Origin of the sequence: Halospina sp. K52047b (assembly GCF_008709855.1) — a bacterium.
GTDB lineage: Bacteria > Pseudomonadota > Gammaproteobacteria > Pseudomonadales > Oleiphilaceae > Halospina > Halospina utahensis_B.
In genome coordinates this window covers 137409-162343 of sequence record NZ_VYJH01000002.1, presented here as the reverse complement: position 1 = coordinate 162343, position 24935 = coordinate 137409, and the positions used below count along the sequence as shown (strand labels likewise).

At 60.7% G+C, this 24935-nt stretch carries 18 protein-coding genes and 4 tRNA genes; 3 read left to right on the top strand and 19 right to left on the bottom strand.

Annotation, left to right across the window (positions count from 1 at the left end; all coding sequences use genetic code 11):
• Positions 1–24 precede the first annotated feature (24 nt).
• The 9 genes from F3089_RS03195 to F3089_RS03155 form a co-directional block, all read right to left on the bottom strand.
• Complete coding sequence (locus F3089_RS03195) at positions 25–888, bottom strand: hypothetical protein (protein WP_151439412.1); 864 nt, start codon at positions 886–888, stop codon at positions 25–27.
• A 79-nt stretch (positions 889–967) separates the two neighbouring features.
• Positions 968–1684: a M48 family metallopeptidase gene (locus F3089_RS03190; RefSeq protein WP_151439411.1), complete on the bottom strand. Its 717-nt coding sequence runs from the start codon at positions 1682–1684 to the stop codon at positions 968–970.
• Positions 1681–4767, bottom strand: a complete 3087-nt coding sequence (locus tag F3089_RS03185) for a type I restriction endonuclease subunit R (protein ID WP_151439410.1) — start codon at positions 4765–4767, stop codon at positions 1681–1683. Before F3089_RS03185 ends, F3089_RS03190 begins: the two co-directional genes overlap by 4 nt.
• 20 nt (positions 4768–4787) lie before the next feature.
• On the bottom strand, positions 4788–6080 hold the full coding sequence (locus tag F3089_RS03180) for a restriction endonuclease subunit S (protein WP_151439409.1): 1293 nt from the start codon (positions 6078–6080) through the stop codon (positions 4788–4790).
• Complete coding sequence (locus F3089_RS03175) at positions 6073–7800, bottom strand: type I restriction-modification system subunit M (protein WP_151439408.1); 1728 nt, start codon at positions 7798–7800, stop codon at positions 6073–6075. Before F3089_RS03175 ends, F3089_RS03180 begins: the two co-directional genes overlap by 8 nt.
• Before the next feature lie 285 nt (positions 7801–8085).
• A tRNA-Leu gene (locus F3089_RS03170) sits at positions 8086–8170 on the bottom strand.
• Positions 8171–8212: 42 nt separating this feature from the next.
• A tRNA-His gene (locus F3089_RS03165) sits at positions 8213–8288 on the bottom strand.
• Positions 8289–8350: 62 nt separating this feature from the next.
• A tRNA-Arg gene (locus F3089_RS03160) sits at positions 8351–8427 on the bottom strand.
• A 46-nt stretch (positions 8428–8473) separates the two neighbouring features.
• Positions 8474–8550 (bottom strand) — tRNA-Pro (locus F3089_RS03155).
• A 140-nt stretch (positions 8551–8690) separates the two neighbouring features.
• On the opposite strand from F3089_RS03155, the gene folD reads away from it, so the two are divergent.
• A complete protein-coding gene (gene folD, locus F3089_RS03150; RefSeq protein ID WP_151439407.1) occupies positions 8691–9542 on the top strand; it encodes a bifunctional methylenetetrahydrofolate dehydrogenase/methenyltetrahydrofolate cyclohydrolase FolD in 852 nt (283 codons plus the stop codon).
• 202 nt (positions 9543–9744) lie between these two features.
• On the opposite strand, the gene F3089_RS03145 is transcribed toward folD, so the two are convergent.
• The 3 genes from F3089_RS03145 to F3089_RS03135 form a co-directional block, all read right to left on the bottom strand.
• Positions 9745–11925 carry a malate synthase G gene (locus F3089_RS03145; RefSeq protein WP_151439406.1) on the bottom strand — a complete coding sequence of 727 codons (2181 nt, stop codon included), beginning with the start codon at positions 11923–11925 and terminating at the stop codon, positions 9745–9747.
• A gap of 130 nt (positions 11926–12055) precedes the next feature.
• Positions 12056–13435 (bottom strand): cysteine--tRNA ligase, encoded by a 1380-nt coding sequence (gene cysS / locus F3089_RS03140; RefSeq protein ID WP_151439405.1) that lies wholly within the window; start codon positions 13433–13435, stop codon positions 12056–12058.
• Positions 13436–13462: 27 nt separating this feature from the next.
• The gene (locus F3089_RS03135) at positions 13463–15142 is read right to left on the bottom strand and encodes a glutamine--tRNA ligase/YqeY domain fusion protein (RefSeq protein WP_151439404.1); all 1680 of its coding nucleotides are present in this window, start codon (positions 15140–15142) and stop codon (positions 13463–13465) included.
• A gap of 127 nt (positions 15143–15269) precedes the next feature.
• Between F3089_RS03135 and F3089_RS03130 the strand changes: the two genes are divergently transcribed.
• Together F3089_RS03130 and F3089_RS03125 are read left to right on the top strand one after the other, a co-directional pair.
• Entirely contained in the window at positions 15270–15779 is a 510-nt protein-coding gene (locus F3089_RS03130) for a peptidylprolyl isomerase (RefSeq protein WP_151439403.1), read from the top strand.
• Positions 15776–16516, top strand: a complete 741-nt coding sequence (locus F3089_RS03125; RefSeq protein ID WP_151439402.1) for a UDP-2,3-diacylglucosamine diphosphatase — start codon at positions 15776–15778, stop codon at positions 16514–16516. The genes F3089_RS03130 and F3089_RS03125 overlap by 4 nt, the downstream gene beginning before the upstream one ends.
• Here F3089_RS03125 and F3089_RS03120 read toward each other — a convergent pair whose 3' ends face one another.
• The 7 genes from F3089_RS03120 to acpP all read right to left on the bottom strand — a co-directional run bounded on the left by F3089_RS03120 (position 16517) and on the right by acpP (position 24861).
• Positions 16517–17131, bottom strand: a complete 615-nt coding sequence (locus F3089_RS03120) for a MiaE family protein (protein WP_151439401.1) — start codon at positions 17129–17131, stop codon at positions 16517–16519.
• 82 nt (positions 17132–17213) lie between these two features.
• Positions 17214–18695, bottom strand: a complete 1482-nt coding sequence (putP, locus tag F3089_RS03115; protein ID WP_192497258.1) for a sodium/proline symporter PutP — start codon at positions 18693–18695, stop codon at positions 17214–17216.
• 37 nt (positions 18696–18732) lie between these two features.
• Complete coding sequence (putA, locus tag F3089_RS03110) at positions 18733–21918, bottom strand: bifunctional proline dehydrogenase/L-glutamate gamma-semialdehyde dehydrogenase PutA (RefSeq protein ID WP_151439399.1); 3186 nt, start codon at positions 21916–21918, stop codon at positions 18733–18735.
• Positions 21919–22011: 93 nt separating this feature from the next.
• Positions 22012–22659 (bottom strand): dTMP kinase, encoded by a 648-nt coding sequence (gene tmk / locus F3089_RS03105; protein ID WP_192497257.1) that lies wholly within the window; start codon positions 22657–22659, stop codon positions 22012–22014.
• Positions 22659–23714: an endolytic transglycosylase MltG gene (mltG, locus tag F3089_RS03100; protein WP_151439397.1), complete on the bottom strand. Its 1056-nt coding sequence runs from the start codon at positions 23712–23714 to the stop codon at positions 22659–22661. Before mltG ends, tmk begins: the two co-directional genes overlap by 1 nt.
• Positions 23714–24532 carry an aminotransferase class IV gene (locus tag F3089_RS03095; RefSeq protein WP_151439396.1) on the bottom strand — a complete coding sequence of 273 codons (819 nt, stop codon included), beginning with the start codon at positions 24530–24532 and terminating at the stop codon, positions 23714–23716. Before F3089_RS03095 ends, mltG begins: the two co-directional genes overlap by 1 nt.
• Positions 24533–24624: 92 nt before the next feature.
• The gene (gene acpP / locus F3089_RS03090; protein WP_077531530.1) at positions 24625–24861 is read right to left on the bottom strand and encodes an acyl carrier protein; all 237 of its coding nucleotides are present in this window, start codon (positions 24859–24861) and stop codon (positions 24625–24627) included.
• Between the last annotated feature and the right edge of the window lie 74 nt (positions 24862–24935).

The following is a 24935-nucleotide window of genomic DNA, read 5'->3' as shown; positions in this document are numbered from 1 at the left end:
AGAGCACACACCTTTGGTTCTGGACTAGCTCCCGCCACAAGCAGCTCCCCCAAATACAGAGTAGGCCTGTAATACCGCCGATACCGCAATGACAAATGTGACCAAGATCAGAATACGCTCGCGCTTCGCTTCGCTGGACGCGCGGCTGAGCTCCTCATGCCAGGTGAGAGATGACGTAATCGCTTTCCCCGTCGTTTTATACGAGAGGGCATTCTTCCCATTTTTCAACTCACCTGACTCAACCAGTGACTCGAGAACCCGAACAAGCTTGTTCATTTCCGATCGCCTACGAGAACTTGGGAGAAATACATGATGCCTACCCTGCACTCGAGTCTGGATCTCGAGGTAGCTGATATCACGGAAAGGAGATGGACGTTTCTGATCCTCCAGCTCAATGGCAGCATCGAGAACAGCGACTCGATTATTGATCGATTTGACCAGCACCGAGGCCCGCTTGCGATACCAAGCTTCTGAAATCGACGCAAGAGCAGACTGAGCTTTGTGAAGATTGGTCCAGCGAAGGAAATAAGCTTGATACGGAGTTGAGAATCGAAACTGTTTACCCCTATAGAAGTGTGTCACCTCGAACTGATATTGACCCATCCGGGAATAACTCATCGGAAATTTCGGGTTTTCATTTTCCTGAGGTGATTGACGGGTGAGGCACATCGAGATCGTGCCGTCATCATCAACCTCTACGAGGTATCGGTGCCTCCTCGGTGTTGCTGCCTCATCACCTTCGAGGTTCTCCTCATACCGATCCAAATAGATCCAGTACGCATCGTAGTCATCTCTAGCAGTAGAGATGCGATCTGCAGGTGTCTCAACGCTTTTGAGGTAGCGAATAGCTTTGGCCTCACGAGACTTCTGAAAATCCCTCTCCGTCACTATTTGTCTCCCGAACTAACGCCATTACATGAGGAATCAAAGGAAGAGCATGCTAATCGTCCAAGCCTTTTCACGCCGATTAAATCTCCAACTCATGCGACGCATACCGCAACCAGCTTCTCCACTGGTCGTAATCCGGCATCACCCTCGCTACCTCCCGCCAGTACGCCGCTGAATGGTCATGCCGGATAAGATGGCACAGCTCATGGACCACGATGTAATCCACCACCCGATTGGGCGCCATCATGATCCGCCAGTTGAACGCCACATCACCCTTGGGCGTGCAGCTGCCCCAACGTGAGCGGAACGCCTTGATTTCAACCTTCCCAGGGCTCACGCCCACACTTGGCGCCAGCCGGCCCACCTTCGCCGGCAGCTTCTCCACCGCCCTGCGCCGATACCAGCGAATGATGGCATTGCGCACCATCTCGGGCGCATCAGCCCCACCCGGCACAGACACCACCAGCTGGCCCTTGTCGAGCTTCGGTGCCTTGAAGGGGCCGTCGATCACCTTGAGCCGGTAGTTGCGCCCCAGGTAGGGAATGGCCTCGCCCGAAACGAACCGACGTGCGCTCGCCGGTCGTGCTTCCCGGTGGACCAGCATCTTCTCTTTGATCCAGCTGCGCTTGTCCGCCAGCAGCCGGTCAATACGCTCATCAGAGAGCTCCTGGGGGACGATGACGGACACGACGCCCTGCTCTACCCGAATGTCGGCAGTCTTGCGTCGGCTGGAGCGGATGACCTCGGCAATGAAGCCACCCGCATCCCGGTATTCCCCATTGTCGGTCGTGGTCATTTCCCGAATTTCTTTTCAGCCAGATCCATGAACCGATCCTGAACCGCATTCACGATTGCCTTATCGGCAAAGGAGCACTCCAGGACCGTGCGCTTGATTTGTTTCTTCATGCGTTTGACCTCATCAGGCTTGCTGAAGAAGTCGATGATCTGGGTCGCCTCCTCGAACATGGCGACCAGCTCCCGGGTGGCCTGGTGGATCTCATCATGCACCGTCTCATCCACCATGGCCTCTCCCGCGTGCTGGGTTACTTCGGCCATCAGGATGTTGTAGAAGGCGAACTCGGTTTCACTCAGACCCAGCGACTCGGCCTGCGCGTGGCGGTCGGATTCAATGGAGCCCACCAACTGATGCAGCAATTCGAGCTGCTGCTCCCACTTGCCATGGGACTGCTGGATGATCTCCTCCAGGCGCTGGCTCAGGGATTTGTAGTACTCCGGGTCTTCATCCAGGTTCACGGTGATGTGATGGCGGATGGCGCTCTCGATCTTGGAGGCGCGTGATTCATCGGACTTCAGCTCATTCACCGATTCCTGGAACTCGGCATCCATCAGATCCACGGGCGGAATCCGTGGATCCACCCCGGTGCTGATGATGTGCTCCTCCACCAACTCACGGACCTTCGCCCCGGCATCGCTGATGTCGAGCCCCTGGTCGTGATACTGGTTTCGCGCCGCGTTCTGGACCTTGCCCCAGAACTTGAGCGACGGGACATACGGCTTGGCTGCCGGGTCCGGCAGCACCACGTTGAGCTGCTTGGCGAAGCGCTTGTACTGGAGCTCGAACTGCTGGCGCAGGTCTTCGTCCTTGAGCGCACGGACGTAGTCATCCACCTCATCACCGGCGACGTCCGAGAACAGCTGGGCCACGCGGGTGTGCGCCGCCTCCAGCTTCGGGATCTCATCCTTGAGCGTGTAATAAGCCCCTTCCACGTCCTCACTACTGAATTGATCCAGTGCGGCAGTGAGATGGTCTGAAAGCCCATAGTAATCGACGATGTAACCGGCTGACTTGCCCTTGTAGGTCCGGTTCACACGGGCGATGGCCTGCATCAGGGTGTGGTCCTTGAGCATCCGATCCAGGTACATCACCTGCAGGATCGGTGCATCGAAGCCGGTCAGCAGCATGTCCTTCACGATCAGGAACGTGGTCGGGTCCTCATCCAGCGGTTTCTTGAAGTTCGCAATCGCCTCCTTCTGGTGGCTCTTGTCCGCATACTTCGCCAAGTGTGGCGGGTCATTGTGATCGCCGGAGATGATCACCTCCGAGGGCGGCGCCTCCAGCTCGTCCAAGGTGTCCTTGAAGAGGGTCGCCGCATGACGGCTGCCCACCACGATCATGGCCTTGAAGCCATCCGGCTGGATCCGTTCGCGGTAATGCTTCAAGAGATCCAGGCAGACCCAGCGGATGCGAGCCGGTGCCTCCCGTACGGCCCGCTCGACGCCGTACTTCTTGCGGATCTCGACCTTTTCTTCCCCGGTCCGGTCGCCGAAGTACTCCTCGAACAGCGCATCCAGTGACCGCCCCACCACATCCGTGCGCACTTCCCGGCCTTCATAGATGATGCGCACCGTGGCGCCATCCTCGACCGCCTCATTAATCATGTAGCTGTCGATGTAGCCGCCGAAGGCATCGCTCATCTTCTGGGACTTCATCAGCGGTGTGCCGGTAAAGCCAATCTTGGGCGCGTTCGGCAGCGCCGCATTGATGGTTGCAGCCAGATTGCCGAACTGGGTCCGGTGTGCCTCATCGGCCAGCACCACCACCTTCTCGCTGGGATTGAGGTTGGTGAAATCCGCCTCAGACTCGGCATCCTGAAACTTCTGGACGGTGGCCGTCACGATGTCGGAGGCATCACTGGCAAGCAGGTGCTTGAGGCGGTCAATGGAGTCCGCGTTATGAACGGTTTCGTCCTGGGCCTCCCGGAAGGTGTTGGAGAGCTGGGTATCGAGCTGAGCCCGATCCGTGACAAACACCATCTTGTACTGCTGAAGCTCGGGATCCCGGCGCATCTTCATCGCCAGCATCACCATCGTCAGCGACTTGCCCGAGCCCTGGGTGTGCCAGACCACCCCGGACTTCGCCTTGCGGTCATGGCCGTTCCTCAGGCGATCGATCACCCGGTTCACAGCCCGGTACTGCTGATAGCGGGCCATCTTCTTGATCAGCCGGCCTTCGATGGGCTCATAGACGATGAAGTTCTGGATGAGATCCAGGAAGCTGGCTCGGTTGAACATGCCAGCCAGCAGGCGCTCCTGAGAGGACACAGAGCCATCCAACGCAGCCTGCCCTGCAACCTCACGCGCATTCGCTAGATACGCCGGTGACGGGGCCTCCTGGGCGTCCTTGCGCTCCCAGGGTTGCGGTGCCTGGCTCAGCGCCTGGATGTCGGCATCCGTGTAGGGATAGGCGTCTTTCCATTCGGCGTAGTGCGAAGCCGAGGCACTGATGGTTCCGACCCGCGCATGATCCCGGCTCAGCGCCACCATGAACTGGTTGTACCAGAACAGCCGGGGCGCCCCTTCCGCCGATTCCGGGTACCGCAGATTGGCGTAGCGGCGAAGCTGATCCACGCCTTCGGCCATGGGATCGGTAATGTAGGGCGACTTACACTCCAGCACCGCCAGCGGCAGGCCGTTCACAAAGCACACGATGTCCGGGATGATGTTCTGGACAGGACCCGCCACCTTGAACTGGCTGGTGCAGACGAAGTCGTTGTTCTCGGGAGTCTCGAAGTCGATGACGCGAACCGTCTGGCCCTTGCGCCCCTTACCCAGATCCTGATCCACCGACAGGTAGTTCACCAGCAGGCTGTAGAGCGAGTGGTTGTACTCCATCAAGCCTGCATGGTTCGGATGAGTGAACTCACGCATGACCTTGCGGAGGTTCTCATCGCTCAGCCAGGGGTTGAGACGGCGAAGGGCTGATTCCAGCGAACCAGCCAGCACAACATCACGGTAAAAGCCGCGCTCACCAGTGCCTCCCTCCGGAGACAATTCAACACCGGGGACATACCGCCAACCCAACTTCTGCAGCTGCCCGATGGCGGGCTTCTCTACCTTGTCGACTTCATCCTGGAACATGGCGATGGGATTGCCTTCAGTCAGGCAACCTCAGACTCCTTTTGATCGACGTTGACTCGGACTTTGCCAGTAAGCAGATCCTGCATAAGCGCTTTCTTGAGGTTAAGTGCCTGTCCCAGTTTGATCTCCTTCTCAGCAACCGCCGAATCAGTGCTATCTAGCAAGGAGACGATCTTTCGTCTTTCCCATTCCTCGGGCATAGCAATATGCATATTACGAATCGCCGTCAAGTTTAGCCCTGACTTGGCACCTGTATCGTTGTTCGCAATGAACTGCTTTTGGGAATTATCCGACGCGAGAAAGTGGCCAACCCAGCGCGCTTGACTCGGTTCGTTGAGCCGCACCAACGAAACATGTTGGTTTACATACGCCTCACCTATCGAATCGTTAATGACACCAATTACGCCAAGGTCAGCCGTAATTGAAATGAGGATGTCACCGGCCTGAACACGAGTGCGTCTGCCCTCTGCACTATCTGGTGGCCTGACATAAACGGTATCCGTAAAACGAAGATTTATATGATCTCTGGTCAAGTTCCCGATGCGTATGAACGGGGCTCCTGACTTTGAGTAATACTTAGCCCACCCACGTGATCCACTCGTGACAAAGGAAGCCAACTCTCTTAATGGATAAACATCCCACTCAAACGGAATCCGCCCCACCGGCGAATCCTTGAACTCCGTATGCCCAATTCCCTGGGTCAGCAACTCCTGCGTCATCCCGGTTTTCAGGTCTTTCAACTTTTCAATCTGGGCGCGTGTCTTTTCGATGACGTCATCGACGGATGAGAGGATGGTGGCGATTTTCTGTTGTTCAGAATGGGGAGGAAGAAGAAAGTTTAGTTTCCTCAAGGCGTCGCCATCTAGCATCTTGACTGTTGTACCTCGCCCGATTTGCTTCATGAACCTTCTCACTTGGTTAGAGCAAAAAAGGTAGTACAAATAATCTCGAAAAACTTTTTTCTTAATCACTAAACGACTTACGTGATGAGAGCACAATACTCCACGATCCCAGCGGTCTTCTGGGACTAGAGCTGGAGCTCCAATAATATCCCCTGCTGGAGTTACGTCTGTGTTAGCGATGAACAATTCGTTCCGACTAGCTAAGTCAGATGGACGATATTCAGCACCATAATATTTCTCGCCTGCGACGTTGTATCCTCCATCTTTCAGGAAGGACTTCATGTTTACATATAATGGTGCGTCGCCTTTGTCATCCGTCAGTTCAGAAGCAACGTAGGTAATCCCCCTTCTAATATCGACAACGTCACCGACCATGACGGTGTCCCAGTCATCCGGAGCATTCCTACTCATACCCCAACTCCTTCAGGTACCCCTGCATAACGCTTTCAGCCTCGCTCACCTGCTCATCCAGCTCATTCAGTGATACGCGGTACTTGTCCCACCAGCGCTCAAGCTGGGCGATGGCTTGGCTGTCAGCATCACCCGATGCTTCCCGGATAGCCTCCTTAGTCTCAATCTCCGGCCGGAAGTCGTAGTACTCCGCGTCACGCTCCACGAAAACCCGCGACACATCAAAATCCCCCAGAATCTCCTCACGAATGTACTCACTCTCCACTTCCCGCTTGGGAATCCCGCCGTGCAGGATGGCACGCACGTCGAAGATTTCCGGGGGCGGTGAGGTGTCGGCGTAGCGGCGGATGTTGAGGTTGTAGTCGTTCTCAGCAATCTCCTCCAGCGTGGCCACCTTGGCGTAGCGCTTGACCTCGGCGTACTCATCGAAGGTGGCGACGATCTTCTCGATGTCCTGCTGACGCAGCTTGTTCTGGTTCTTGCCTTCCTCATAATCCAACTCACCGTTGATGAACAGCACCTTGCCTAGGCGTTCAACAGGTTTGTTCTTATTGATGATGAGCAGGCAAGCCGGGATGCCGGTGCCGTAGAACAGCGAGTCCGGCAGGCCAATCACGGCCTCCAGCAGGTCATCGTTGAGGATGCCTTGGCGGATGGCCTTCTCGCTGGAGCCACGGAAGAGAACACCATGGGGCATGACTACTCCCATCATGCCTTCAGCGTTGAGGCTGGCGATCATGTGCTGGACGAACGCCAGGTCCCCAGCGTCCTTGGGCGGTGTGCCGTAGGGGAAGCGCCCGTACGGATCGCTATCCGCCGTTTCCTTGCCCCACTTCTTGAGACTGAACGGGGGATTGGCGATCACCCGGTCGAAGTGCATGAGCTCACCGCTTTCGCTGTGGTGCTGCGGGTCCCCCAGGGTGTCGCCCTTAAGAATTTTGGCGCTATAGACCCCATGCAGGAACATGTTCATCTTGCAGATGGCCCAGGTGTTCAGGTTCATCTCCTGGCCATACAGCGAGAGATCGGCGGGGTTCTCGCCCTGCTCCGCCAGATAATTCCGCGACTGGATCAACATGCCGCCGGAACCCGCGGTGGGATCGTAGATGCGCATCCCCGCGTGGGGTTTGAGCAATGACACCAGCAGCTGCACCACCTCGGAGGGCGTGTAGAACTCGCCGCCCTTCTTGCCGGCGCTGTCGGCGAACATCTTGATCAGGTATTCGTAGGCGGTGCCGAGCAGATCCGAGCGCTCAAAGTCGGTGTTGCGCAGCCGGTGCTGGCTGAAGTGGCTGATCAGATCCCGCAGCTTGCTGTCCGAGAGCTTGTTCTTCACGTTGAAGTCGATGGTGACCAGCACCCCTTCCAGACTCGGGTTGTACTCCTCGATGGCCTCGGTGGCCGTATTCAGGACTGAGCCAATGTCGTGCTTTTCATCCTTAAGAGAGCCCCAGCGGGCCTCAGGTGGGATGTAGAAGGTCTCGTCGTACTCGTCTTCCTCGTTGGCCAACTCTTCCGCCTGGGCCTGACTGCGGCCCTTCTCGAGGTAATACCGAACCACGCCCTCCTGCGCCTCCTCAAAAGCATCAGAGAGGCGTTTCAGAAAGAGCATGCCGAAGATATAGTCCTTGTACTCGGAGGCGTCCATGTTGCCCCTGAGGATGTCGGCGGCTTCCCAGAGGAAGGATTCAAGTTGTTGCAGGGTCAGGGTCTGGCTCATTCACAGGCTTCCGCGTTCAGGTTTGACTGGCAAGACTTTGGAGGCAAAGGACCGCGCCTGGCAAGGTTGAATTGTGGCTTTTATACGGTATATACGCCACATTGTGGGCGGTTTGTAGAAGCTCCGTGAATGAACTCAGCAGTAAGGAGTCACGCCCCACAGAGTTAGACACGAGAGCAAACGCTAGCCGTGGTTAAGCTTGGCTCCGCATGGTGGTCTGAAACCGGCCGAAAAGCCGTATGGCAAGGGATTTTGTTAGTGTGGTTACGTCTGAGGCGAGGGGGTTGGTGCGAAAGGAGAGACTCGAACTCTCACGGGTTGCCCCACTGGAACCTAAATCCAGCGCGTCTACCAGTTCCGCCACTTTCGCCCATAAAAGAGGTCAGCTCTGATGGCTGGAAAAAAGGAAAAATGGGGTGGACGAAGGGGATCGAACCCTCGACCGCAGGAGTCACAATCCTGAGCTCTACCAACTGAGCTACGTCCACCACTGAAAGGCCGGAATTCTACCGTACCTGAACCACTTCACCAAACGCCGTCTGCCAGAGGTTGGCGCGCCCGGCAGGACTTGAACCTGCGACCTACGGCTTAGAAGGCCGTTGCTCTATCCAGCTGAGCTACGGGCGCACATTCAATCCGCCCACAACGGCCCGCACCAGTGAGAGGCAATATCTGGTCGGGGTAGAGAGATTTGAACTCCCGACATCCTGCTCCCAAAGCAGGCGCGCTACCAGACTGCGCTATACCCCGAAAAACTCACCCACGCCGGCTCTCAGCGAAGTTGGAGCGAATCATACCGAGCGGTGCGAACAGCGTCAACACGATTGGCGCCAAACCCCAAAACTGCGACAATAGCCGCTTTTCCGGAACCACCCACACAAGGCCCCTGTATGACAGCGCAGATCATTGACGGCAAGGCCATCGCCCTGGATCTCCGACACTCCGTGGCGGAACGGGTCAGCCAACGGATCAGCGAAGGGCGTCGGCCTCCGGGTCTGGGTGTGGTACTGGTGGGCAGCGACCCGGCCTCCAACCTCTATGTGAAGCGCAAGCGCGAAGCCTGCGAGGCCGCGGGACTCCATACCGAGGATCACCACCTGCCGGCGGAGACCACCCAGGAGGAGCTGAACCAGCTCGTGGACCGTATGAACGAGGACCCGGCCATCGACGGCATCCTCGTCCAACTGCCCCTGCCGGAGCACATGAACCCGGACGAAATTCTGCTGCGCATCCGCCCGGACAAGGACGTGGACGGTTTCCACCCCTACAACCTGGGCCGCCTGACCCAGCGCCACCCGGAACTGCGCCCCTGCACCCCGGCCGGCATCATCCATCTCCTGGACCATATCGGCACCCCCTACAAGGGCCAGCACGCGGTCATCGTGGGCGCCTCCAACATCGTCGGCCGCCCGCTTTCCATGGAGCTGCTGCTCAAAGGCGCCACGGTCACGGTCACCCACCGCTTCACCGGCGACCTGCCGCGCTTCGTGGCCGACGCTGACCTGCTCATCGCCGCCGCCGGCAAGCCCGGACTCGTTCACGGCGACTGGATCAAGGAAGGCGCCACGGTGATTGATGTGGGCATCAACCGCAACGAGGAAGGCAAGCTGATCGGCGACGTGGAATTCGCCCCGGCCGCCGAGCGCGCTGCCTGGATCACCCCGGTACCCGGCGGGGTCGGCCCCATGACCATCGCCATGCTGCTGCAGAACACCCTGGAAGCGGCTGAGCGCCACGGCTGAACCAAACCTGCAACTCCTTTGCAGGAAAGAGGTGGGAGAGTGCTTGCCGGGACACGCTGTGAATACATCCCTGTACGCTTGTCTTCCGCCATCCATGGCTCCAGACAGTCCCGTCAAGCACTCCCCCACCTCTTCCCCCAACGTTAGCGCATAAAAAACCCCGCCGAAGCGGGGTTTTAGTCCAGTCAGTTCAACTCCCGTCTCACTGACCGTACTTGGCCTTCGCCTTGCGACGGTAGGCGTGCAGCAGCGGCTCGGTATAGCCACTCGGCTGCTCACGGCCCCTGAAGATCAGGTCGCAGGCCGCCTGGAAGGCCACGTTGCCCTCAAAATCATCCGACATGGGGATGTAACTCGGGTCGCCCTCATTCTGGCGGTCCACAACCTTCGCCATGCGCTTGAGCGTCTCCATCACCTGCTCTTCCGTGCAGATGCCATGGTGCAGCCAGTTGCACAGCAGCTGGGATGCGATCCGCAGCGTCGCACGGTCCTCCATCAGGCCCACATCGTTGATGTCCGGCACCTTGGAGCAGCCCACGCCCTGCTCGATCCAGCGCACCACGTAGCCGAGAATGCCCTGGGCGTTGTTGTCCAGCTCCTGCTTGATCTCGTCCTGGCTGAGCGCGGACGGATCCTTCATCAGCGGCACCGTCAGGATGTTGTCCAGGCTGGCGCGCTCGCGCTTGCCCAGCTCTTCCTGGACCGCCATCACGTTCACCTGGTGATAGTGGATGGCATGCAGGGTTGCCGCCGTCGGTGACGGAACCCAAGCGGTGTTGGCGCCGGCCTTCGGATGGCTGATCTTGGCGTCCATCATCGCCGCCAGCTTGTCCGGCATGGGCCACATGCCCTTGCCGATCTGGGCACGGCCCTTGAGGCCGGTCTCCAGGCCGATGTCCACGTTCCAGTCCTCGTAGCTGGTCATCCAGGGCGCCTGCTTCATCTCGCCCTTACGGATCACCGGCCCGGCTTCCATGCTGGTGTGGATCTCGTCCCCGGTGCGGTCCAGGAAGCCGGTATTGATGAAGATGATCCGGTCCTTCGCCTGGCGGATGCACTCCTTGAGGTTGACCGTGGTGCGGCGCTCCTCGTCCATTACGCCCACCTTGAGGGTGTTGCGCTTGAGGCCCAGGGCATCCTCGACACGGCCAAAGAGCTCGTTGGTGAAGGCCACCTCGTCCGGCCCGTGCATTTTGGGCTTCACGATGTAGACACTGCCGGTGCGGCTGTTGCCCACCCGGTTGTTGCCCTTGAGGTCATGGATGGCGATCAGGGAGGTGATCATGCCGTCCATGAGGCCTTCCGGCACCTCGTTGCCGTCCACATCCAGGATGGCATCGTTGGTCATCAGGTGGCCGACGTTACGCACCAGCATCAGGCTGCGGCCGTGAAGACTCATGGGCTTGCCACTGGCATCCAGGTACTCACGGTCGCCAGCCATGCTCCGGGTGACGGTCTTGCCGCCCTTCTCGAAGCTTTCCTCCAGGTTGCCCTGCATCAGGCCCAGCCAGTTGCGGTAGACGCCGGTCTTGTCCTCAGCGTCCACGGCTGCCACGGAGTCCTCGCAGTCCATGATCGTGGTCAGCGCGGATTCCATGAGCACGTCCTTGACGTGCGCCGCGTCGTCCTTGCCAATCGGGTGGCTGGCGTCGATCTGGATCTCGAAATGCACGCCGTTGCGCACCAGCAGGATGCCTTCCGGCTCGCTTTCAGAGCCCTTGTAGCCCACGAACTGGGCCGGATCCTTCAGACCGGCCTCGCTGCCACTGTTCAGGGTTACTTTCAGCTGCCCACCGTCAACCCGGTAGCCTGTGGCGTCCGCATGGCTGCCGCTGGCCAGCGGTGCGGACTCATCCAGCATGGCGCGGGCGTAGGCGATAACCTTCTCGCCACGCACCGGGTTGTAACCCGGGCCCTTGGTGGCGCCGCCTTCCTCGGAGATGATGTCGGAACCGTAGACGGCGTCATAGAGACTGCCCCAGCGCGCATTGGCGGCGTTCAGCGCGAAGCGTGCGTTGGAGATCGGTACCACCAGCTGAGGACCAGCCACCTGGGCGATCTCTTTATCCACGTTCTCCGTGGTTGCGGTGAAGTCTTCGCCTTCCGGCTTGAGGTAGCCGATGTCCTTGAGGAAGGTCTTGTACTCGTTCAGGTCGATGGACTGGCCCTGGTGCTCGCGGTGCCAGTCGTCCAGCTTCTCCTGCAGTTCATCCCGAACCTTGAGCAGTTCACGGTTGCGCGGCGCCATGTCCGCCACGATGCGGCCGAACTCGTTCCAGAACTGGTCGGCGTCCACACCGGTTCCCGGCAGGGCTTCGTTGTTAACAAAGTCGTACAGGATTCGGGCGACCTGCAGGCCGCCTGCATTCACGCGTTCTGTCATCTTTGTGCCTCAGATTGCTGTTTTAAGACGTTTTTATGCGGAATAACCGGACCGGTAAGCGCTGGCCCGGCGACCACGTATTCTGGGTGTGCGTATTCTAAGCCAAACGTACCGCAAAAGGACAGGCGCCCTACTCCCGGCGCCAGGTCGTGCCTTCGCGGCTGTCCTCAAGGACAATACCCTGTTCGAGGAGCTCATCCCGGATGCGGTCGGCCTCGGCAAAGTCCTTCGCTTTCTTGGCCCGGGAACGCGCTTCAATCAGTTCCTCGATGCGCTCTGGTGTGAGATCCCCGGTGCCGCCCTGGAGGAAGTCGGAGGGCGCCCGCTCCAGCACGCCAAGCACGGCGCCGAGCCGTTTCAGAACCCCGGCCAGCCGGGCCGCTTCCGCTTCATCCCCATTGCGCCGCGCCCGGTTCAGTTCGCCCGTCAGGGCATGCAGCTCGGCTGTGGCCTCAACGGTATTGAAATCATCGTCCATGGCTTCCACGAAGCGGCTGTCATACGCCGTCTCCGCCGGGTCCGTCTCGGGCTCGATGCCATCCAGCGCCTGGTAGAACTTCATCAGTGCGCCCTTGGCTTCCGCCAGGCTGTCCGGGGTGTAGTCAATCTGGCTGCGGTAATGGCTGGCGATCAGGAAGTAGCGCACCACTTCCGGATCGTGTTCCTGGAGAATATCCCGGATAGTGAAGAAGTTACCCAGGGATTTTGACATCTTTTCGTGGTTCACCCGCACGGCCCCGGCGTGCATCCAGTAGTTCACGAATGGCTGCTCATGGGCGCACTCGGACTGGGCGATCTCGTTCTCGTGGTGCGGGAACATGAGGTCCGGGCCGCCGCCATGGATGTCGAAGGTCCGCCCCAGGTGTGAGCGGGACATGGCCGAGCACTCGATGTGCCAGCCAGGGCGCCCATCGCCCCAGGGCGAGGGCCAGCTGACCTCACCGGGTTTGGCGGCCTTCCACAGAACGAAATCCGCCGGGCTGGCCTTGGCCTCGACCACGTCCACACGGGCGCCGGCCACCAGGTCCTCGAGCTTCTTGCGGCTGAGCTTGCCATAGCCGTCGAAACTGGACACGGCGAAATACACATCGCCGTTGTCGCCCTGGTAGGCATGGCCCTTCTCAACGAGGGTCTCGATCATGGCCACCATCTCATCAATGGTCTCGGTGGCCCTGGGCTCCTCGCTAGGGCGCAGCACGCCGAGGGCACCCTCGTCCTCGTGCATGGCGGCAATCATGCGGTCGGTCAGCGCCCGGAAGTCCTCGCCGTTCTCCCGCGCGCGATCCAGGATCTTGTCGTCAATGTCGGTGATGTTGCGCACGTAGTGCACGTCGTAACCGCGGTGGCGCAGGTAGCGCGTTACCACATCGAAAGCCACCAGCACCCGGGCATGGCCAAGGTGACAGTAATCGTAGACCGTCATACCGCAGACGTAGATGCCGACCTTTCCCTCCACGATGGGCTGGAAGGTTTCCTTGCGACGACTGAGCGTACTGTAGAGCTGGATCACGGGGTCTCCATCCTTTCCGGTCTCGATTTACTGGCCGCTGATCTTGGCCCAGGAGTCACGCAGGGTGACGGTACGGTTCATCACGATCCGGCCTTCACTGCTGGCCTCGGGATCAAAGAAGAAATAGCCCTCGCGCTCGAACTGGTAGGGAATATCCGCGCGCGGCGAGGCGAGGTTCGCCTCTCCCTTGCAGCCTGTCAGAACCACGAGGTTGTCCGGGTTGAGATCCTCGACAAAATCCCGCTCCTTGTCGGTGCCCGGATTCTCCACCCCGAAAAGCCGGTCATAGAGGCGCAGCTCAAGGTCCACCGCGGTCTCGGCAGAGACCCAGTGGATGACACCCTTGGGCTTGTAACCCTCGGGATTCACTCCCAGGGTCTCCGGGTCGTACTCGGCATGGATCTCGGTCACATTGCCTTCGTCATCGGCAACAAAATCATTGCAGGTGATGACATAGCCGCCACGCAGGCGCACGGCATTGCCCTTTGAGAGCCGCTTCCACTTCTTGTTGGGCGGCACCTCCACGAAGTCCTCCGCGTCGATGTACATCTCGCGCGTCCAGGTCACCTCGCGGGTTCCCATGGATTCGTCCTGGGGATGTACCGCCGTGGTCAGGGTCTCGGCCTGCCCTTCCGGATAATTGGTCAGGATCAGTTTGACAGGCCGCAGGACACACATGGCGCGGGGCGCGTTGCGGTTCAGGTCATCCCGGATGGCGTGTTCGAGCATGCCCAGGTCCACGGTGCCGCCGGTCTTGTTCACGCCCACCATATCGCAGAACTGGCGTATGGAAGCCGGGGTGAAGCCGCGCCGGCGCATACCCGAGAGGGTCGGCATGCGCGGGTCATTCCAGGCATCCACATGGCCCTCGTCCACCAGCCGCATCAGCTTGCGCTTGCTGGTGATGGTGTAGTTCACATTCAGGCGTGCGAACTCGGTCTGGCGCGGGCGGCACGGCGGGGTCACGTGTTCCAGAACCCAGTCATACAGCGGCCGGTGGTCCTCGAATTCCAGGGTGCACAGGGAATGGGTCACGCCCTCTTCCGCATCGGAGAGCGGATGCGTGAAGTCATACATCGGGTAGATGCACCACTTGTCCCCGGTCTGGTGGTGCGTCAGGTACCGGATGCGGTAAAGGATCGGATCGCGCATGTTCATGTTCGGGGACGCCATGTCGATCTTCGCCCGCAGCACATGCTCACCTTCGGCGAATTCCCCGGCCCGCATGCGCCGGAAGAGGTCCAGGTTCTCCTCGACGGAGCGATCCCGATAGGGGCTGTCCGTGCCGGCCTGGGTCAGTGTCCCCCGATACTGCGCGGCGGTTTCCGGATCCAGGCTGCAGACATAGGCATGGCCGCCGCGGATCAGCTCCTCGGCGTATTCATAGAGGCGCTCAAAATAGTCCGAGGCGTAACGGACCGGCCCTTTCCACTCATAACCCAGCCATGTCACGTCCCGTTTGATCGCCTCGATGTACTCCTGGCTCTCTTTCTCCGGGTTGGTGTCGTCAAAACGCAGGGTACAGTCGCCGCCGAACTGCTCGGCCATGCCGAAGTTGACTACGATCGACTTGGCGTGACCGATATGCAGGTAGCCATTGGGCTCCGGTGGGAACCGGGTGACGACGTGGTCATGACGGCCTTCGGCAAGGTCGTCCTGGATGAGGGTTCGGATGAAGTTGCTGGCCGGAGCTGATTCGGAACTCATGGATGCTGTGACACCACCGGGTTGATTTGAAAGCCGCCATTGTACCTGCTCACCGCCACGATCTCATGCATGGCGGAAAACGATGCCTTACAATACGGCCCATTTGGACGCGAAAGGATATAATCTCATGGTCGTTCTGGAAACCAGCGAAGGCCGCATCCTGCTGGCCACCGACGCGGAGAACGCCCCCGTCACCACCAGGAATTTCCTTGCCTACATCGATTCGGGTTTCTACAACGGCCTTATTTTCCACAGGGTCATCAGCAACTTCATGATCCAGACCGGCGGCTTCGGCCCGGACATGGAGCCCCGCAAACCCGGTGAGCCGATTCCCAACGAGGCGGACAATGGCCTCAGCAACCGGCGCGGCACCATCGCCATGGCGCGCACCATGAGTCCGCATACCGCCTCTTCCCAGTTCTTCATCAATGTCAACGATAACGGCTTCCTGGATCACACCGCCAAGACCCAGGACGGCTGGGGCTACTGCGTCTTCGGTAAGGTGGTGGAAGGCATGGACGTGGTCGACCGGATCCGTGAGAAACCCACCACGGGCCGCGCCGGGCACCGCGATGTGCCGGTGGAGGATGTCATCATCCATCAGGCCTATCGCACCAATGAGGGAGCGGACGCATGACCACGCGTTTCATTGCCGACCTGCACCTGGAGGAAAGCCGCCCGGACATTACCGACGCTTTCCTGGGATTCCTCCCGGCATACGCCCACAACATTGACGCGCTCTACATTCTCGGAGACTTCTTCGAGGCCTGGATCGGGGATGACGAGCACACGCCCCTGCAGGAAACGGTTGCCGAGGCACTTCAGGCGGTGACGGCCACCGGCACCGCCCTGTACCTGATGCACGGCAACCGGGATTTCCTCATCGGTCAGGACTTCTGTGACCGGGTGGGCGCCACATTGCTGGATGACCCCACAGTCATCGACCTCCATGGGGAACCCACCCTGCTGATGCATGGCGACAGCCTCTGTACCGCGGATGAGGAATACCAGAAATTCCGTGCAACCATGCGCAACCCCCAGTGGCAGAAGGCATTCCTCCAGCGCCCCCTGGCGGACCGCCAGACCGTGGCCCGCCAGATGCGCGAAATCAGCCAGGCGAAAAACCAGGGCAAGGAACAGACCATCATGGACGTCACACCGGAAGAGGTGGTGGCGGACATGGAACGCCACGGGGTGCAACAGCTCATCCATGGCCATACCCACAGGCCAGCAGTGCATGAGCTGGAAGCCAATGGCGCTCCCGCCAGACGTTATGTGACCGGCGACTGGCACGAAAGGGCCTGGTACATCGAAGCCCGGACGGGAGCCGCCCCCGAACTGCTCAGCGTGCCCTTCGCGCAGCTGGCCGGCTGATCACAGCCAGTCCGGCACACCACTGTGGAAGCGGAAGCTGTCGTCCGGTGACTGGATCAGTTCCGCCTCCACCGCCAGCAGCGTCGCAACCCGCTCCGTCACTTCGTCACCCGCCGCTTTCTCCGCAAGCCTCAGATAATCCTGATAGTGGCGGGCCTCGGACTTCAGCAGTGAGTCGTAGAACTCCGCCAGCTCTGAATCCAGCAGTGGGGCCACCACCGCAAACCGCTCACAGGAACGGGCCTCAATGATGCCGCCGATGATCAGGGTATCCACCAGCCGCCCCGGCTCCTCCTTACGGGCATGCTGGTGCAGCCCCTGGGCGTAGCGGGCCGGTGTGAGATGCCGATACTGGATGCCGCGTTTCTGCAGGATCGACAGCACCTGCTCGAAGTGCCGCAGCTCCTCGCGCGCGAGCCGGGACATCCGATGCAGCAGATCCGGATCCTCCATATAGCGATACATCAGGCCCAATGCCGTTGAGGCAGCCTTTTTCTCGCAGTGGGCATGATCAATGAGCAGCAGTTCCTGGTTCGCCAGTGCGGCGTCGATCCAGGGCTGTGGTGTTGCGCAGGGAAGAAAGTCATGAATGGGGGAAAGATCAACCCGGGCCATGCCAGCGCTCCGTTAAAAAGCGCCAAGCATAGACCCGGGCTGATCCGGGGTGCAAGGCCGCCCCTAGGGGCAGCCCATGGAGTCAGCCGTTAACCTTGGCGAACTCGTCAGCAATCTCCTTCTCCGGCTCGCCGGTCGCCAGGGAAGCGATCACAACAGCAATGGCTGCGAACAGGAACCCGGGCACGATCTCGTACATGTCGAACAGACCGCCGGAGAGCTGCTTCCAGACCACCACGGTCAGGCCGCCGACAACCACACCCGCGAGTGCACCCATCTTGTTCATCCGGGGCCAGTACAGTGACAGCAGGATGACCGGACCGAAAGCGGCACCGAAGCCGGCCCATGCATAGGAGACCAGATCCAGCACCATGCTGTCGTCATCCAGCGCGACCACACCGGCGATCACCGCGATCACGATCACGGCAACGCGGCCGATGCGGACCAGCTCCACAGCATCGGCGTCTGGGCGGAAGAAGCCCTTGTAGAAGTCCTCCGCCAGCGCGGACGACGACACCAACAGCTGCGAGTCGGCCGTGCTCATGATGGCGGCGAGAATAGCGGCCAGCAGGATGCCCGCAATCACGGGGTGGAAAAGCGCATCCACCAGCATCATGAACGCTGTCTCACGGTCCTCCAGCCCCTCAGGCCCGAAGTAACCGACGGCCGCCAGCCCTACCAGCACAGAGCCGACCAAAGTGATGGCAGTCCAGGAAACGGCGACACGGCGGGCATAGGGTACCAGGGACTCATCGCTGATGGCCTTGAAGCGGGCAAGCACGTGGGGCTGCCCGAAATAGCCAAGCCCCCAGGCCAGCGAGGAGATGATCGCAATGGCTCCCAACGCTTCTCCATCGGCACCTGAGAACAGCGAGAGCGTACCCTGCCCTTTCTCAAGCAGCGACGCTTCCATACCGGACCAGCCGCCAACCTCGCCACTGTTGATTGCGAGAACCGGCACCAGCATCAGAGCAGCCAACATCAGAAGCCCCTGGACCACGTCTGTCCAGGATACCGCCAGGAAACCACCGAACAGCGTGTAGGATACCACCGCGAGCGTGCCCACAATCACTGCCCACTGGTACTCGAGGCCAAAGACGGTTTCAAAGAGCTTACCGCCGGCAACCAGCCCTGAACTGGTATAGAACAGGAAGAACAGCAGAATGAAGAAGGCGGCGATAACGCGCAGCGCCCGTGTGTCATCCCGGAATCGGTTCTCCAGAAAGGACGGGATCGTGAGCGAGTCCTTGGCCGCCTGCGAATAGTTTCTCAGGCGCCTGGCCACAAACAGCCAGTTCAGGTAGGTGCCCACCAGCAGCCCGATGGCGATCCAGCTCGCGCCAACACCATTGGCAAAGGCCGCCCCGGGCAGCCCCAGCAGCAGCCAGCCGCTCATATCCGAGGCACCGGCACTCAGAGCCGAAGGAATCGGCCCCAGGTTCCGCCCGCCAAGGATGTAGTCCGACAGGTTCTGGGTGCGCATATAGGCAATGACACCCAGCGCCAGCATTACTGCAAGGTAGAGAATAAAGGTCCAGGTGACCGCAACTGTGTTTTCAATCATGATCCGGCTCCATCGGGGAATGCCCGTTTATAATTGTTCATCCGATTTCCTCTACACCCAGCGATAGGAGGGTCGCATTGCCACCCGCCGCCGTAGTGTTGTTGGTCCTGACACGCTCCGTTGCGAAACGCGGCAAGTAGTTGGGGCCACCGGCCTTGGGGCCGGTCCCGGAGAGTCCACGTCCACCAAAGGGCTGGACGCCGACCACAGCACCAACCTGGTTGCGGTTGATATAGGTATTGCCGACTTTGACCCGCCGCTCAATATAGGCGGCTGCGGATTCACTGCGGCTGTGAATGCCCAGGGTGAGGCCATAGCCCGCCCCGTTGATCTCGTCGATCACGGAGTCGAGCTCGCGCGCCTCATAGCGGACCACGTGCAGGATAGGTCCGAAGAATTCACGTTCCAGATCCTTCATGCCATTGATCTCATAGGCCACAGGGGGTACGAAGTAGCCTTTCTCCGCATTGTCGGGCAGCGGAGCCTCACCGATCAGGCGGTTACGCTCACGCAGCTCAGCCACATGCTTCATGAGGTCATCATAGGCCTCCTGGTCGACCACCGGCCCGACATCCGTTTCAACCCGGATGGGATCCCCCAGGCGCAGGTCCCGCATGGCACCGGCAAGCGTTTCTTCGATGATGTCGGCAACATCCTCCTGTACATACAGTACGCGGAGCGCCGAGCAACGCTGGCCGGCGCTGCCGAAGGCGGACATGATCACGTCCTTGACCACCTGCTCCGGCAGTGCACTGCTGTCCACGATCATGGCGTTCTGGCCGCCGGTTTCCGCAATCAGCGGAATGATCGGCCCTTCCCGGGCGGCCAGTGTCCGACTGATGTGATGGGCAACACCAGTGGAGCCGGTGAAGGTGACACCCGCAAGGCGCTGATCGGAAAGCACCTGGCCGCCGATGCCCGCACCGTCACCAGGCAGGTACTGGATCACGCCCGGCGGGAAGCCGGCCTGCAGCATCAGTTCCGCGCACCGGCCACCGATCAGGCTGGTCTGTTCCGCCGGCTTGGCCAGTACCGTATTGCCCGCCGCCAGCGCCGCCATGATCTGGCCGGTGAAGATCGCAACCGGGAAGTTCCAGGGGCTGATGCACAGAAACACCCCGCGGCCTTCCAGGTAGTATTCGTTGGATTCCCCGGTGGGCCCTGGCATCTCCATGGGCTCGGCAAACTGCCGGCGCGCCTGCATGGCGTAGTAGCGGCAGAAATCCACGGCCTCGCGCACCTCGGCAATACCGTCCGGCAGGGATTTACCCGCCTCACGGCTGCACAGGGCAATCAGCTCATGCTCATTGGCCTCCAGCAGATCCGCATAGGCTTCCAGGCACTTCGCCCGCTCCTCTGCTGGCGTACGGTTCCAGGACTCGAAGGCCTCGTGGGCCGTACTCAGCGCCTTCTCGACAATGTCCTGACGGCTCCAGGCGATCTCGCCGGCAACCCGGTCACTGTTGTGGGGATTGATCACCCGGGTCCTGGTATTCGAATCGCAGCGCTCCCCGTTCACGATCGGCGTTGCCTTCCACTGGTGTTCCGCCCACCGCTCCAGACCCTGCTGGAAGGGCCTGAGATCGGACAATACCGCCAGGTTGTGGCCACGGGAATTGCGTCGTTCACTCCCGTAAATCTCCGGGGGCCGGGGAATCCGCAGATCCGGCAGGCTGCTGTGGGCCCGCAGTGCATCCGCGGGGTGCCCTATGAGATCCTCAATCGGCGTCTCGGCATCCACCAGGCGGTGAACAAAGGAGGAGTTGGCACCATTCTCCAGCAGCCGCCGTACCAGGTACGGCAGCAGATCCTTGTGGGCGCCCACCGGCGCGTAGATCCGCACGGGAACCCTGGGGACCTCGCCCATCACCACGGAATAGAGGGCATCGCCCATGCCGTGGAGCCGCTGGAATTCGTATTCCGCGCCGTTCTCATCGGCCATGTTCAGCACCGAGGCCACAGTGTGTGCGTTGTGGCTGGCGAACTGCGGGAAGATATAGCCCTGGGCGTAGTCACTGAGCAGGAACCGGGCACAGGCCAGATAGCACACATCCGTGCCTTCCTTGCGCGTGTAGACCGGATAGGTCTCAACACCCATCATCTGGGCGTGCTTGATCTCGGTATCCCAGTAGGCTCCCTTGACCAGCCGCACAGGAATGCGATCCCCCTGGCGACGCGCCAGAGCGGCAATCCAGCACAGCACCGGCAGCGCCGGCTTGGAGTAGGCCTGCACGGCGAGACCCAGCTCCCCCCAGCCCTTCGCGGCTTCGGACTCGTAAACACTGCGGAAGATCTCCAGCGAGAGCTCAAGGCGGTCCATTTCTTCCGCGTCCACCGTCAGGGGCACCTGCTTCTCCCGGGCAAAGGTCACCAGCCGGGTCAGCCGCCTTACGAGTTCCGTCTTTGCCCTTTCCTCCTGAGCACGCTCATAGCGCGGGTACAGCGCGGACAGCTTGATGGAAACCGAGGGCACCGGACGTTCGCCACGGGGATAACGGTCATTGCCCACCGCCTCAATCGCCGTCCAGTAATCATTGAAATAGCGCGAGGAGTCGGACTCGTTGAGGGCCGCCTCCCCCAGCATATCGAAGGAGTAGCTGTAGCCCTGATCCCGGTACTGGCGGCCTTCCTGAAGGGCTTCATCAATATCGCGGCCTAGCACGAACTGGCGGCCCATGATCGCCATGGCCTGGTACATGGCCTTTCGGATCACCGGCTCACCGGCACGGTTCACCAGCTTGTGCCAGATGGATTTGGGATGGCCGTCCAGCCCCGGGTCCATCTTGACCACACGACCCGTGAGCAGCATGCCCCAGGTGGAGGCATTGACCATGACGGATTCGCTCCGCCCCAGGTGCCTGCGCCAGTCGGCGTCACCCATCTTGTCGCGGATCAGCTCATCAGCGGTATGCGCATCCGGAATCCGGATCAGCGCCTCCGCCAGGCACATCAGCAGGATGCCTTCTTCAGTATCCAGGCTGTATTCCTGCAGAAGCGCATCCACCATGTGGACGGAATCATCCTGCTCCCGGACCTTGCGGATCAGCCCTGTGGCCCGGTCCGCAATGGCCTGGCGCTCGCGCCCATCGGGCTCCGCCAGCGCCAGCAGTGACTCAAGGTAGGCCGTTTCATCGGTGTAATGGTTATCAACGATACCCTGCCAGAGAAAATCGGTATCATCGTGGGGGAACGACGGGTCAAGCACCCGACTGGCATCAAACATAGCGTTCGGCCTCCAGCAGCTCTGGGCGTGATACCTCTGCCCGCATGGTCTATCCATTCATTAAAGCAGAGGTTGTGAAACCCTGCACAACAATCATTGCAGGGACGGCCACTCCCTGTGGAGTTCCTCCATCGTCCTTCGAACAGCGTCCGCGACCTCATCCGCTGTCACTTCTGCATCAATACGCCGGTAACGGTTGGCAGGATTGCCGGCGCGCGCCTCGTAAACCTGGCGCACGCGCTCAAAGAACCGGACCCGTTCGTGCTCAAAACGGTCCGGCTCCCCACCACGCCCGGCAACCCGGGCCATGCCCGTTTCCACTGGCGCATCGAGCCAGAGTACGGCATCGGGGCGCAGCGTTTCCCCCTGGACCAGGGATTCAAGCTGCGCCACCGGTGCTGAATCCAGCTCTCGCCCACCCCCCTGGTAGGCGTAGGTGGCATCCGTGAAACGATCACAGAGCACCCACTCTCCCGCTTCCAGCGCCGGCCGGATGACACGGGCCAGGTGCTGTGCCCGGGCCGCGAACATCAGCAGCAGCTCGCAGGTGCGGTCGACCGGTTCCTCCCGGGAACGCAGGAGCAGTTCCCGGATCTCCTCCGCCATGGGCGTACCACCCGGTTCACGGGTCACACGGTGCGCCACACCCTTTTGCGTAAGCCAGTCACTGGCACCGCGGATAGCGGTGGACTTTCCCACCCCCTCGGTCCCCTCAAAAGTGATGAAAAGCCCGCGCGCCATCAGTCTGCTCCGTTCTCCGGTGCCGGAAAGGACCGGTAGTCCTCGCTGCGATTGAGTTGATACCGGCGCACCGCCTCATTATGCCCTTCAAGCGTGCTGGAGAACTGATGGGAGCCATCACCCTTGGCAACAAAATAGAGGGCATCGCCTTCCGCCGGGTTCACCACCGCCCGCAGCGACGCCTCTCCCGGCATCCCAATGGGGGTGGGCGGCAGACCATCGATCCGGTAGGTGTTGTAGGGCGTGTATTCCCTCAGATCGGCGTGGCCGATGCGGCCCTGGTAATCATCGCCCATGCCATAGATCACGGTGGGATCCGTCTGCAGACGCATTCCCCGCTCCAGCCGCCGCACGAAAACACCGGCGACCCGGGGTTTCTCCTCACTGAGCGGCGTCTCGAGCTCGACAATCGAGGCCAGGATCAAGGCTTCATAGGGGCTATCCAGAGGCAGGTTTTCCTGGCGATCCCGCCAGACCCCGGAGAGAATCCGCTGCATGCGGTCATGCGCCCTTTCCAGAACATCCAGGTCCGAATCGCCATGCTCATATTCATACACCGCCGGGAAGAACCAGCCCTCGGGGTGCATGCCTGAGCGCCCTAAACGCTCCATCACCGCCTCACCGCTCATGCCCTCCAGCTCATTGCGCAAAGGCTCCGCGTCAGCCAGGCGTGCGCGGACCCGTTCGAACGTCCAGCCTTCCGGTATGCGCACGGTCCAGGTCTGGGTATCACCTGCTACCACACGACGCACGAAGGCCATTGGGGACATGCCGTCCTCCAGCTGATACACACCGGACTGCAGCTGCGTCAGTTCAGGCTCCAGGCGCGCCCGCAACCGGAGCCAGAAAGCGCTGGGAAGACGCCCCCGCGCCTCGAGCTCGCGCGCCAGTCCCTGCAGGGTGGTCCCGCGCTCAATCTCGATGGTGACGGGATGCTCAAGCGCCAGCGGCTCCTCCATGCGCTGGAACTGCTGCTCGATGAACAGCCAGCCCGCGATTGCCGCTACGGCAGTCAGAAGGAGCATGAAACCAACAACACGCTTAACCAACCGCATCACCCGAGTCCAAGCTCCCTGTTCACATCGTCAACCAGCCGTGTAGCCTCAACGTTGGTCGGCACGATACTGTCACCACACTCGCTGACGGGCACCAGGCCCATGACGCTGTTACCCAAAAGCAACCCGTGGTTCCGGAAGTCGGCGCCCAGCAGAGCCCGCTCCTCGACCGCCAGGCCGAAGCGGCCCGCGTTGCGCACGACCCACTCCCGCAGAGTTCCCGCGACGGCGAGCTGCTCCCGTGGCGGCGTCACGAGAGTTCCATCGACCACGGAAAACAGGCAGGTACGGGTTCCCTCGACCCAGCCGGAACCTGCGCCCGCGGCCATCAGGCCCTCGAACTCACCGTCTGAGAGTTCGGCACTGGCAAGCACCTGCTCCAAGCGTGCCAGGGTCTTGTAGCCGCCGCCCGCTGCCATGGAAGACAGGGGCTGCTGGCAGAGACGGACCCTGGCGCCTTCACGCGGCACCGACGGAGCCGGCACCAGGGCCGAGATCACCCTGGGAGACACAGTGTCAGGCGGCCGATACCCCCTGCCACCCGAGCCCGCCGTAACCGTGACCTTGAGCACAGCCGGCGCCTGCGGCGCGAGCAGCCCGCGTTCGGCGGCCTGCTGCTGCCAGGCATCCAGCCCGTCCGCATCAAACGGGATTCCAAGCGCATGGCAACCGGCCAGAAGCCGTTCCCGGTGCGCATCCAGCAGGACCGGCCCGGCCGGGGTCACCCTGAGGGTCTCGAAAACCCCCTGGCCATAGGCCAGTCCCCGATCATCACACGGCAACACCGGGTCACTCCCCGGCCAGATCCATTCGGCCATCAGCTCCACTCCCGCTGCCTGGGCCAGTTACGATCAAAAAAGCCGCCCCTGCTCAGGGCGGCTTTCGTACCGATCGAACCGCGTTGGCCCGCTCAGCTGCTGTGGGACTCGATGTAGTCCACCGCGTCCTTGACCGTGGTCAGCTTCTCGGCTTCCTCGTCCGGGATCTCGGTCTCGAACTCTTCCTCGAGAGCCATGACCAGCTCAACCGTATCCAGGGAGTCGGCACCCAGATCCTCTACGAAGGAGGAAGTGCTCTGTACTTCGGACTCCTTAACCCCCAGCTGTTCACAGACAATCTTCTTAACGCGCTCTTCAACTGTACTCATAATGTCCTCATTTGTGCGTCCAGCAGTGCTGGCGTGCCAGTTTAGTTGAATCCCCCGGGCCGAACAACCAACCC